At 68.2% G+C, this 10,018-nt stretch carries 11 protein-coding genes; 5 read left to right on the forward strand and 6 right to left on the reverse strand.

Annotated elements, in window-relative coordinates; translation table 11 throughout:
• Nucleotides 1-107: 107 nt before the first annotated feature.
• Nucleotides 108-665 carry a DUF7122 family protein gene (locus ACYQ07_RS00370; RefSeq protein ID WP_459875806.1) on the reverse strand — a complete coding sequence of 186 codons (558 nt, stop codon included), beginning with the start codon at nucleotides 663-665 and terminating at the stop codon, nucleotides 108-110.
• Nucleotides 662-1,672 carry an RsmB/NOP family class I SAM-dependent RNA methyltransferase gene (locus tag ACYQ07_RS00375; RefSeq protein WP_459875808.1) on the reverse strand — a complete coding sequence of 337 codons (1,011 nt, stop codon included), beginning with the start codon at nucleotides 1,670-1,672 and terminating at the stop codon, nucleotides 662-664. Before ACYQ07_RS00375 ends, ACYQ07_RS00370 begins: the two co-directional genes overlap by 4 nt.
• 101 nt (nucleotides 1,673-1,773) lie before the next feature.
• Between ACYQ07_RS00375 and ACYQ07_RS00380 the strand changes: the two genes are divergently transcribed.
• Nucleotides 1,774-2,508, forward strand: coding sequence for a proteasome assembly chaperone family protein (locus ACYQ07_RS00380; RefSeq protein ID WP_459875811.1), 735 nt, complete (start codon nucleotides 1,774-1,776; stop codon nucleotides 2,506-2,508).
• Between the two features lie 31 nt (nucleotides 2,509-2,539).
• On the opposite strand, the gene ACYQ07_RS00385 is transcribed toward ACYQ07_RS00380, so the two are convergent.
• Together ACYQ07_RS00385 and ACYQ07_RS00390 are read right to left on the reverse strand one after the other, a co-directional pair.
• Nucleotides 2,540-3,877: an isochorismate synthase gene (locus ACYQ07_RS00385; protein ID WP_459875814.1), complete on the reverse strand. Its 1,338-nt coding sequence runs from the start codon at nucleotides 3,875-3,877 to the stop codon at nucleotides 2,540-2,542.
• Nucleotides 3,878-3,956: 79 nt separating this feature from the next.
• Nucleotides 3,957-4,550 (reverse strand): sulfite oxidase-like oxidoreductase, encoded by a 594-nt coding sequence (locus ACYQ07_RS00390; protein WP_459875816.1) that lies wholly within the window; start codon nucleotides 4,548-4,550, stop codon nucleotides 3,957-3,959.
• Between the two features lie 205 nt (nucleotides 4,551-4,755).
• On the opposite strand from ACYQ07_RS00390, the gene ACYQ07_RS00395 reads away from it, so the two are divergent.
• The 3 genes from ACYQ07_RS00395 (at nucleotide 4,756) to ACYQ07_RS00405 (ending at nucleotide 7,314) form a co-directional block, all read left to right on the forward strand.
• A complete protein-coding gene (locus tag ACYQ07_RS00395; RefSeq protein WP_459875818.1) occupies nucleotides 4,756-4,977 on the forward strand; it encodes a DUF7120 family protein in 222 nt (73 codons plus the stop codon).
• A gap of 108 nt (nucleotides 4,978-5,085) precedes the next feature.
• Nucleotides 5,086-5,364 (forward strand): UPF0058 family protein, encoded by a 279-nt coding sequence (locus tag ACYQ07_RS00400; RefSeq protein WP_459875820.1) that lies wholly within the window; start codon nucleotides 5,086-5,088, stop codon nucleotides 5,362-5,364.
• A gap of 156 nt (nucleotides 5,365-5,520) precedes the next feature.
• Nucleotides 5,521-7,314 (forward strand): rhomboid family intramembrane serine protease, encoded by a 1,794-nt coding sequence (locus ACYQ07_RS00405; protein ID WP_459875822.1) that lies wholly within the window; start codon nucleotides 5,521-5,523, stop codon nucleotides 7,312-7,314.
• 234 nt (nucleotides 7,315-7,548) lie between these two features.
• On the opposite strand, the gene ACYQ07_RS00410 is transcribed toward ACYQ07_RS00405, so the two are convergent.
• On the reverse strand, nucleotides 7,549-8,832 hold the full coding sequence (locus ACYQ07_RS00410; protein ID WP_459875824.1) for an MFS transporter: 1,284 nt from the start codon (nucleotides 8,830-8,832) through the stop codon (nucleotides 7,549-7,551).
• A 146-nt stretch (nucleotides 8,833-8,978) separates the two neighbouring features.
• Between ACYQ07_RS00410 and ACYQ07_RS00415 the strand changes: the two genes are divergently transcribed.
• The gene (locus ACYQ07_RS00415) at nucleotides 8,979-9,422 is read left to right on the forward strand and encodes an acyl-CoA thioesterase (protein ID WP_459875827.1); all 444 of its coding nucleotides are present in this window, start codon (nucleotides 8,979-8,981) and stop codon (nucleotides 9,420-9,422) included.
• A gap of 299 nt (nucleotides 9,423-9,721) precedes the next feature.
• Here the strand turns inward: ACYQ07_RS00415 and ACYQ07_RS00420 are convergent, their stop codons facing one another.
• Nucleotides 9,722-9,844, reverse strand: a complete 123-nt coding sequence (locus ACYQ07_RS00420) for a hypothetical protein (protein ID WP_459875830.1) — start codon at nucleotides 9,842-9,844, stop codon at nucleotides 9,722-9,724.
• Nucleotides 9,845-10,018: the final 174 nt, after the last annotated feature.

The raw sequence follows: 10,018 nt of genomic DNA on the forward strand, positions 1-10,018 counted from the left end.
CGCCGTGTGATCTCCGGTTTCCGCGCCAAGCGGCGTCGCCTGTCAGCCATCATCCGAATCGGCTCCGCCACTCCGCTTATCCGCCGTCCGCCAGCGACGGCGCTCCGTTACTCGTCGCGCTCGACGACCGCCAGGTTCTCGCGGCTCCCCTTCGGCACCACCGACCGGAGCTCGTCGTAGAGGTAGAGCCCGACGCCCATCGGCGCGGTCTCGCCGGCGACCTCGTGAGTCGCCACGAGGTAGCCCCAGTCACCGTCCCACTCGGGGAGGTCCTGGTCCTCGCCGGCCGCGAACCGGGCGGCCTGTTCGGGGTCGAGCTCGACGACGTTCCGCGTCGCCAGTCCACCGAATCGCTGGACGGCACGCGTCGTCGGCTTCCAGTGTTCCTGTCGCGTCCGCAGGAACGACATGCCGATCGCCTCGATCCGCGAGGGGTCCCCGGCCTCGCCGTTGAAGATCCAGACCTTCCCGGCGCCCTTCTCCCAGAAGGTGTACTCGCCGAGAGTCTCCTCGCCGATGCCGAACCGCTCGTCCCACCAGTCGAGCACCTCCTCGCGGGTCGCGCGCCCCGCGACCTCGCGCTCGGCGTCGGTCGCCGGCAGCTGGTCGAAGCGCTGGCCGTCGTTGGAGGGGCCGCCAGCGGCGTCGCCGTTCTCGTCGCTCATGCGTCCACCTCCTCGCCCGTGCTCGTCGACTCGGGTGTGCCGCCGTCGGGCTTCGTCTCGCCGCCGTCCGCCACGGCCGTACCACCGTCAGTCGCAACCTCCCCACCGACGCGCAGCTTCGCACAGAAGAACCCGCCCGTGTCGTTGTGGTGCGGGTAGACGCGGTGTGCGCGCGTCACCGACTCGTCGTACGTCTCGCCGTCCCACTCGGTGACGCCGGGGACCGTCTCCAGCGGCAGGTCAAACTCGACCAGCTCGCAGTCCTCCTCGCGGAGCACGTGGTCCAGCACGGCCTCGTTCTCCTCCGGGGCGAACGTGCACGTGGAGTAGACGACGACGCCGCCCGGGCGGGTTGCCTGGACGGCCCGCGTCAGGACGCCCTTCTGGATGCCGGCGACCTGCTTGACGTGGTTGAGGGTCCACTCGTCGAGCACGTCCGGGTTCTTCCGGCAGGTTCCCTCACACGAGCAGGGCGCGTCGACGAGCGCGCGGTCGAACTCGTCGAACGCCAGCGGCTTCGTCGAGAAGTTCCGGGCGTCCTGGTTGGTGACGACCACGTTCGTCGCGCCGAGCCGCTCCGAGTTGTGTCGGAGCGCGGAGAGTCGGCCGAGATTGTTGTCGTTGGCGACGAGCGTGCCCTCGTCGTCCATATCCGCAGCGATCTGGCTGGTCTTGCTCCCGGGAGCCGCGCAGGCGTCCCAGACGCGTTCGCCGGGCTGGGCGTCGAGCGCCAGCCCCGGAAGCACGGACACCTCCTCCTGGCCGTGGAGCCAGCCGTGGAAGTAGGGCCAGTTGGTGCCCGGGCTCCGGTCTGGTAGCCGGAACAGCCCGTCGTGCCAGTCGACGGCCTCGTAGGTCACGCCCTCCTCGTCGAGCGCGGCGCGCGCCTGCTCGGGAGTCGCCTTGATCGTGTTCACGCGGACGACGGACGGAAGCGGCCGCTCGCAGGCGGCTCGAAACGCCTCCACGTCGTCGACGAGCGGCTCGTACCGCTCAAGGGGGTTCATACCCCGTCTTCCAGCCGCCCCGATTAGACGGTTTCGGAGCAGCACCGCCGCCGACCGACTGAAGCCGCACGTTTACCATGTCGGTTAGCGTATGGTAGCATATGGCACAAATCTCCGTCGTCGAAGACGTCGAGTTGACCGACCCCGTGTTGGTCGAGGGGTTTCCGGGTGTGGGATTGGTCGGGAGCATCGCCGTCTCGCACCTGATCGAGACGTACGACATGGTCCACCACGCGAACGTCCACTGTGGGGGACTTCCGCGTGTGGCCACCTACGAGTCGTCGGATCCGTCGCTCACGACGCCGGTTCGGCTGTACGCCGACCCTGAGCACGACGTCGTCGCGCTCCGGAGCGACGTGCCGGTGACGCCGGACGCGGCCGTCGAGTTCGTGGACTGTTTCGCCGGCTGGCTCGACGAGACGAACGCGATGCCGATTTACCTCTCGGGGATCGGCCGTGAGACGGACGAGGAGCAGCCGGGATTGTACGGGGTCGCCACTGGCGGCGCGGAGTCGGCCCTCTCCGATGCGGGAATCGACGACCCCCCCGAGTCCGGCGTCGTCGCCGGCCCGACCGGCGCGCTGCTTGCCGACGCGCTGGAGCGGGGCATCCGCTCGGTCGGTCTCATCGTCGAGTCGGATCCGCAGTTCCCCGATCCGACGGCGGCGCGCGTGCTCATCGAGAAGGGCATCGACCCGATCGCCGGCCTCGACACCGCGACGAGCGAACTCACCGATCGGGCAGCCGAGATCCGCGATGCGAAACGACAGCTCGCACAGCAGCTCCAGAGCGGCGAGGCGAGCGCCCGAGCGGAGCCGCTGCGCGGGTTCCAATAGGGCCACCCGGGTGGATGCGCGCCTGCTCGGCTCAGTCGTCCGTCTCCAGCTCGTCGAGGATCGGCCGGTACTTCAACTGGACTTCGTCCCACTCGCGGTCCGGATCCGAATCGGCCACGAGGCCGACGCCGGCGAACAAGGTTGCCTGTCGGTCGGTGGCGACCGCCGACCGGATGGCGACCGCGAACGCGCCGTTGCCGGCGGCGTCGATCCACCCCACCGGAGCGGCGTACCAGCCGCGGTCGAACGGCTCCGTGTCGTGGATGGTCTCCAGCGCGCGGTCCGGTGGCAGGCCGCCAACCGCCGGCGTCGGATGGAGCGCCTCCACGAGTTCGAGGACGTGGCGGTCGGCGTCGAGCTCCGCCGTCACCGGCGTGTGGAGATGCTGGACCGTCGCGAGTCGCCGGACTCGTCGTTCGCCGGCGGCGATGGAGGCGGCGAACGGCTCCAGCTGATCACGGATCGTCTCGGCGACCAGTTCGTGTTCGTGGACGTTTTTCGGATCGGTGAGCAGCTCCTCGGCGAGCCACTCGTCCTCCGACGGCGTCTCGCCGCGGCCGGTCGTCCCGGCGAGCGCGTCGGTCTCCAGCGTCCGTCCACGGAGGGCGACCAGTCGTTCCGGTGTGGCACCAAAGAAGCTGGCTTGGCCGCCGTTCGGCTCGAAGCTGTAGCGGTAGCAGTCGGGATATTTGTCGGCCAGTCGCTCCAGCGTCGCGGGTCGTGAGAGGTCGCTTACGAGATCGGCCTCCAGTGCCTGCGCGAGCACCACCTTACGGAGGTCGCCGCCGCGGATCCGGTCGACGGCGGCCTCGACGCTCTCGCGCCACGCCTCACGACTCGTGGTGCGCCGTTGGGAGGCGATCCCCGGACGTGGCGGTTGCGGGCCGTCGTTCGAGCGGCCGGAGAAGCGGTCGACGGCCGCTTCGAGACGCTTCTCGACGGCTTCCGGCGTTGCATCGGGGGCGGCCTCGGTGGCCGTGAGCCACGTCCCGTTGTTTGCGTACGTGACCTGTGTCCGGGGCAGGACGAACCGTGCCTCCGGAAAGTCGGTCCACGGGTCGGTTGCACAGCCTCCCTCGTGGAAGGCGAAGCCGCCGAAGAGGCGGGGGCGTGCGGCTTCCGTGCCGGCGTGAACGTCCCCGGACTCGAACAGCTCCTCGGCGCCGTCACGTACCGCAGTGAACCGGTCCGCTCCGGCAGCTTCGATGACGGCGGCTGCACCGCCAGCGAGGACGGTGGCGTCGTCCGGCGCGGACCAGGCGGTTCGTGGGCTCGGGAGCGCCTCGTACGCCGCGCGGAAGTCGGGCGCGTCGATGCGGGTCGTGCGACTGACCAGCGTCGTCGCGGCCGTCGAACGCGGCGGTTCCATTGAAAAGGGGTCCGGTCCCCGGCTCCTTTACGCTAACTATCCCGGTGGTCCGGTTGCGCGCGGGTCCCCACTCCGGGGGCTAGCTGTAACGCTCCTCGTTCCAGGGGTTCGCGGTGTCGCTGTAGCCGCGCTTCTCCCAGTAGCCCAACTCCTTGTCGGTCAGGAACTCGACGCCGGAGACCCACTTGGCCCCCTTATAGGCGTACTTGTGAGGGGTGACAACCCGGAGGGGGCCGCCGTGGTCCGCCGGGAGCGGGTCGCCGTCGAAGCCGTACGCGAGGAGCACGCCCTCGTGCCGGCACTCGGACAGCGGGAGGTTCGTCGTGTAACCGTCGTGCGCGTGAAACAGCACGTGGTCGGCGTCGTCGTGGACGCCGGCGCGCTCAACGAGTTCGTCGAAGACCACTCCCGTAAACTCACAGTCGAACTTGCTCCAGCCGGTGACACAGTGGAAGTCCTGCCGCTGGGTGACCGACGGAAGTGCCTTGAACTCGGACAGCGAGTAGTCGAGCGGTTCGTCGACCGCGCCGTACACGTCGAGCCCGGCGTCATCGGGGTCGACCGACGGCGTGCCGCTCTTCGAGAGCACGGGGAACCGGTCGGTCTTCCGCTGGCCCGGCGGGAGCCGGTCGTCGCCGTACTCGCGGTGGATGTGCGTAACGTCCTCGACCATGCCCGACGTAGGGCGTCGATTCACCTATGGGTACCGAATTCGCGACGACCGGCGCGATCGGCCGACCCACGATAGTTTGGGTGTCTTGACAAGAGGAGTTTCCGGAGTGCGAAACGTAATTGGGAGCGTATCGAACCGTGCTTTCCTATCCTCGTATTGTCGACGCCAAACTTATATGCCCTATGCGATTACAGCGGAACGTAGAATGCCCAAAGTAGAGATCACGGTGCCCGAGCATCTGGAGATGCAGATCGCCCAGATGGTCGAGGAAGGCGAGTTCCTCAACCGCGGTGAGGCGGTCGAAGAGCTCCTCTCCACCGGCATCAAGGCGTACAAGACGAGCGGCCCGATGGACGACGAGGAGACCGGCGGCAGCGGGTTCGAGGAGGAAGGAATGATGGGACACGAAGACGAGTACGTCTTCTAACGGTCCACGCGGCTCGCGCGCCACCGCGTCCGGCCACGGCCACGAACCGGCGCGTGTGGCAGTCGACCGCAAGAAGGATTAAAAGCCCTTCGTCCCCTATTCATAAGCATGCACAAAGATGAACTGCTCGAGCTCCACGAACAGATGGTTACCATCATGGAACACTTTCGTGAGCGCGAGAGCGTCGACGAGGAGCTGTTCGACCCCTACGACGAGCTCAGCGTCGATCCGTCCCACGTCCACAAATCCAAAAGCGAGCACAAACACGCCGTCTTCGTGCTCGGCAACGCGCTCGCCACCGCGATGAGCGAGGACGAGTTCTCGCCCGCGGGCCGCGTCGGCAAGCGCATGGAGGAGTTGGCGAAGGACGCCGAGAACAAGATCTGAACCGGTCCGACGTTCACGTTCACCAACGTGCACTGGAACCGGGAGCGACGGCCATCCCCACCGGATGCTGCATGCGCTCCGCTGCTCGTGACTTCGCCTGGTGGCCGACTCCTTCAAGACCCGCCCATTGATTAGCCGTGCGCCGGAGTGTGGAATATGCTCGCGGACGCGCTCGTTTCGGATGCCGGCCACCTCCTCGTCGCGCTTGCGACGGTGGCGCTCGCCGCGCTCGTCGTCCGCCGGATCGACCGCCCCGCCGGCGAGTGGGGCCGAACGCTTCGATCCCGCCTGTTGCTCGGCGTCCCGTGGGGGACGCTCGTCGCCGTCACGTTCGTCGTCGCCGTCTACCTGTTCGTTCAGAGCGGGCTGGAGAATCCGAACCGGCCGGTCGTGATCCCGTTTCGGGCGTGGTCGTACTTCTACCCGGAAGGCGTGCTCTGGTCCGGATTCGCACACTCCTCGCGGAGCCACATCACGGGGAACCTCCTGTCGACGCTCGTCGCCGGCGCGCTCGCCGAGTACGCCTACGGTCACTTCCCCCGTGAACGGGGGTCGTCGTCGTTCGCCGACGCTCGGTCGAACTCGTACGTCCGGGCGTTTCTGTTCGTCCCCGGCGCGATCCTCCTGTTCGGCTTCCTCTCGTCGCTGTTCGCGCTCGGTCCCGTCATCGGCTTCTCGGGCGTCGTCTTCGCGCTGTGGGGTTTCGCGCTGGTCCACTATCCGCTCGGCACGATCGCGGCGCTGACTGCCTCGACGCTGGTCAGCACGGTCCACTCGACGATACAGAGTCCGGTCGAGGTGGCGAGCGCGTCATCCTCCTACGGGCCGCCGAGCTGGGCGAACATCGCGGTCCAGGGTCACGCGCTCGGCCTGCTCGGGGGCATCCTCGCCGGCGTGCTCCTGATCCGCCATCGCGAGACGGCGATGGCGGCGGTTGGCGCCACTGGGGCGGTTGGGGCAGCCGCACCGGCCGGGGATGCCGACGGCGTCGACCGCGTGGACCGCGCCAGAGACGTCCTCACGAGTCGCTCGGCGCTCGCCGTCTTCACCGCCGTCCTGCTGTTCGGCGCGTCCCGACGGCTGTGGGCCGTCTACTGGTACCTCGGCAACGAGCGCTACGAGCTGTATCGGGCGATCGGCCTCGCGCTGCTGGTCCTGCTGGCGCTGATCGTGGCCGTGGCGGTGGCCGGACGCGACGAGCCGGTGTGGCCCGAGCGGGCGGTTTCTAACCCCGAGTCGACCGCGGAGCAAGTGCGCTCGGCGACGCCCGCCGCCGTCGGACTGCTCTGTGTCGTGCTCGCGCTCGCGGCGGTCGCCGGGCCGGGCATTCTCCCGAACCTCGTGACGGTGTCCGACGACGAGCTCCCGGGCGACCCGATCGAGGTCGAGGGGTATCAGGTCACCTACGCCGAGAACGTCGAGGACGGAATGGTGAACGTGGTCGACGTCGAGGCGTTCGGCCGGTCGACCTCCGTGCGGACCTCGGGGGTGATCGTGCGGAGCCCCGACCGAAACATCTGGACGACGGCGGTCTCGCGCGGCAATCTGGCGTTCTGGGAGTATCGCGCCGTCGACGTGGGTGGCACGGGCTGGCGGGAAACCGTCTGGGCGATCCGCTCGGGCTGGCAGCCGGCGGGCGCCGACGCCACCTACCGCGTCGACCTCCAGCACGACGGCGAGCGCTCGACGGCGTTCGTCTCGGAGGCTCAGGCGGCCGAGCCTCGAATCGACGGCCGGAACGTGACCGTGGCCGCCACCGAGGGCGGCTTCGACCTGATCGTCGAACACGACGGCGCAAACGAGACGGCGCGGATCCCCGCGGCCGGCGAGTCGGTCAGGCTGCAGGGGGTCGACTTCGTCCGTGAGGACCGCCGGCTGTACGCCGAGCGCGGCGAGACGCGGCTCCGGATCGCCGAGCGCGAGCAGTACGAGGGGCGGGAACGGAGCTAACCCGCTCCCCTTCCTTGCTCCTCTCGCTCGCCCCCTGCTACCCTAAAAAGCGGCCCTGAACCGGTCGATCAGGCGAGCGAGGAGGCGCGTGTTCCGGCCTCCTCGGGGGCGGTTCCGCCGTCTCCGTCGCTATCGCCGTCTCCACTGCTCCCCCCATCGGTCCCGTCGCCGCCACCGCTTCCGCCGTCGCCGAGCGCAACGAGGGTCGCTCGGGTTTCGCGTCTTCAGACGGGCTCACCACGCCGCGAGCGCCCGGCGACCGTGGTCGCGGACGAGGATCGCGAGGAACATGGCGACGCCGAGCAGCGCGAACCCGCCGCCGACGTAGAACACCGACGCCATGCTCACCTCGATCATCAGCCAGCCCGCCAGGAGCGGGCCGAGCACGGATCCCGGACGCCAGACGAGCTCGCGAATGCCGAAGCTGGAGGCGACGCCGCCGTCGTCGGTGCCCTCGTCCGCGAACAGCGCCATCGAGGCGGGCTCACGGAAGGAGTCGGCGACGCCGAGCAGCCCCGACAGCGCGACGAGTGGGAGGTACGCCGGCGGGAGGTCGCCGAGGAACGGCAGGCTCACGTCCGTGCCGAGCGCGGTGCCGATGGCCGGCGAGAAGGGGATGCAGATGGCGATCAGCCCGTAGGCACCGCCGCCGGCGAAGACGAACAGCGACCGCCCGTAGGCGTCCGAGAGCCGGCCGGTGAACAGCTGGCCGACCATGTTCGTCGCCTTCTCCGCGGTGACCGTGACGGCGACCGCGAGACCGGCGACGCCGAGCCCGCCCGACAGCATCGCCGTGCCGGCGTAGATGGGGATCCAGTTGCGCACCATCTCGACGGCGAAGGCGTAGTTGAACCGGAAGCTCGTCATCGTGAGGATCCGGCGGTTGACGGCCAGATCCGAGAAGGGGAACCCCTTGACGCGGGTCTCGTCGTCGTCGAGGAAGCCGAGCGTGACGAGCCACGCGGCGACCATCAGGACGGCGATGATGGTGAAGATGGGGCCGAAGCCGTAGAGGTCGTACAGTCCGCCGGCGGACAGCGAGCCGACGATGGAGGCCGCAAAGGAGGCGGCGTTCGCCTTGCCGATCTTGTCCGCGCGGGTGCCCACGTCGGCGATCTGCCCGACCAGCGACAGCGTCATCAGCCCCGCGCCGGTGACGACGACGCCCTGTAACGCCCGGACGCCGATGAACGACGCCGAGGAGTCGACCATCGGGAACAGCGCGTAGACGCCGGCGCCCGCCGCGAGGATCCACAACAGGACGGTCCGCTTGTCGAAGCGGTCGCCGGCCCACGCCAGGGGGACGACGGCGACCGTCTTCGCGAGCGTGTAGCCCGCGGTGTACATCCCGATGATCAGCCCCGCGCTGATCGTGATCCCGAAGATGGCGGTGGACTGCGGGTCCAGCGCCTCGATGTACATCGGCAACAGCGTGACGAGCGTGATGAACCCGAACCCCTCCGCGAAGCGGGTGAGGTAGATGGCCCAAAACTGGATCCGGTTGTCGGCGTTGCTCACAGTCGTAGGCGGCAGAGTCGTTTCAAAGGGGTTGCGGTTCGGAAGTCGCGGTCGAGTGCGTCGACGCCCGTCGGCGTCCGCCGGCGAGCGCTCGCGACGCCCCGCCGTCCCGCCCACTGATAAGGGAGGCCGCCGACTCCACGGGTATGCCCGACCTACTCGACACCTATCTGGAGAATCGCTCGCGGATCCAGCCGAACCACACCAACAACTACGAGATGGCCCACGGGGGGAACGTGATGAAGTGGATGGACGAGGTCGGCGCCATGTCCGCCATGCGCTTCGCCGGCGAGACCTGCGTCACGGCCAACATCGAGGGGATGGACTTCAAACGCCCAATCCCCGTCGGTGACACGGCCCTTATCAAGGCGTACGTGTACGACGCCGGGCGCACGAGCATGCAGGTCCGCATCCAGGCGTTCCGCGAGCAGCCCCGCACCGGGGAGGTCGAGCAGACGACGGAGTCCGCGTTCGTCTTCGTCGCCGTCGATGAGGCGAAGCGCCCGGTCGAGGTCCCCGAGCTCATCGTCTCCTCCGAGCGCGGCCGCCGGCTCCGGCAGGAGGCCCGCGAGCGCGCACTCGACCACTGATGGGCGACCCCGCCTGCGACCGCCGATTTTGTGCGGTCTGTGACGCGCCGGCGACACGCACCGACGAGGCGTGTCCCGAGTGTGGGGTGGCGTTGGAGGACTAGTCGCTCACGACGTGGGACATACTGTCCCTGTGTGCGGACGGAGGCCCGAATCTCGACATCTTAGTGCCCGGTCTGCGGTCGTCGTTCGCGACCGTCAGGCGGGCTGGTTGTTTCAGTTGATCGACGACCGCGTTTCTCGCCTTCGCCTTTTCAACCGTTTTTAAAGAACTCGCGAACTTCGATAATAGCCGTTGTTCAGTTGTCGTCAGCGTCGTCGTCATCGTCACGCTGGCGACCTTTCGAGACCCGCTCGCCGCCGCTGAGGAGGCTTTCACGCGCCTTTTCTCGGTCGGACCGTTCTTCACTCTCTGCGCTCATACAACCACTTTTACAGTCAATTGTATAACCGTTTGGTCGATACCACTTCTGAAGGTCGTCAAGCGTTCGGCAAGTTTGATCAGACCGGGTGTCAATGGGTCCTCTCCGAGGAGAAAGATCGACGCTACCGAGACCCCCCGAACGCACAAGTGTAGCTGCCGCCGGTTGCCATCG

This window comes from Halorubrum gandharaense (assembly GCF_054654575.1).

What these genes read in the sequence shown, in the direction of transcription:
- ACYQ07_RS00375 (WP_459875808.1), bottom strand. Translation starts at nt 1,672, where the DNA reads ATGAACCCCCTTGAGCGGTACGAGCCGCTCGTCGACGACGTGGAGGCG.
- ACYQ07_RS00390 (WP_459875816.1), bottom strand. Translation starts at nt 4,550, where the DNA reads ATGGTCGAGGACGTTACGCACATCCACCGCGAGTACGGCGACGACCGG.
- ACYQ07_RS00420 (WP_459875830.1), bottom strand. Translation starts at nt 9,844, where the DNA reads ATGAGCGCAGAGAGTGAAGAACGGTCCGACCGAGAAAAGGCGCGTGAA.
- ACYQ07_RS00415 (WP_459875827.1), top strand. Translation starts at nt 8,979, where the DNA reads ATGCCCGACCTACTCGACACCTATCTGGAGAATCGCTCGCGGATCCAG.
- ACYQ07_RS00385 (WP_459875814.1), bottom strand. Translation starts at nt 3,877, where the DNA reads ATGGAACCGCCGCGTTCGACGGCCGCGACGACGCTGGTCAGTCGCACG.
- ACYQ07_RS00395 (WP_459875818.1), top strand. Translation starts at nt 4,756, where the DNA reads ATGCCCAAAGTAGAGATCACGGTGCCCGAGCATCTGGAGATGCAGATC.
- ACYQ07_RS00380 (WP_459875811.1), top strand. Translation starts at nt 1,774, where the DNA reads ATGGCACAAATCTCCGTCGTCGAAGACGTCGAGTTGACCGACCCCGTG.
- ACYQ07_RS00400 (WP_459875820.1), top strand. Translation starts at nt 5,086, where the DNA reads ATGCACAAAGATGAACTGCTCGAGCTCCACGAACAGATGGTTACCATC.
- ACYQ07_RS00370 (WP_459875806.1), bottom strand. Translation starts at nt 665, where the DNA reads ATGAGCGACGAGAACGGCGACGCCGCTGGCGGCCCCTCCAACGACGGC.
- ACYQ07_RS00405 (WP_459875822.1), top strand. Translation starts at nt 5,521, where the DNA reads ATGCTCGCGGACGCGCTCGTTTCGGATGCCGGCCACCTCCTCGTCGCG.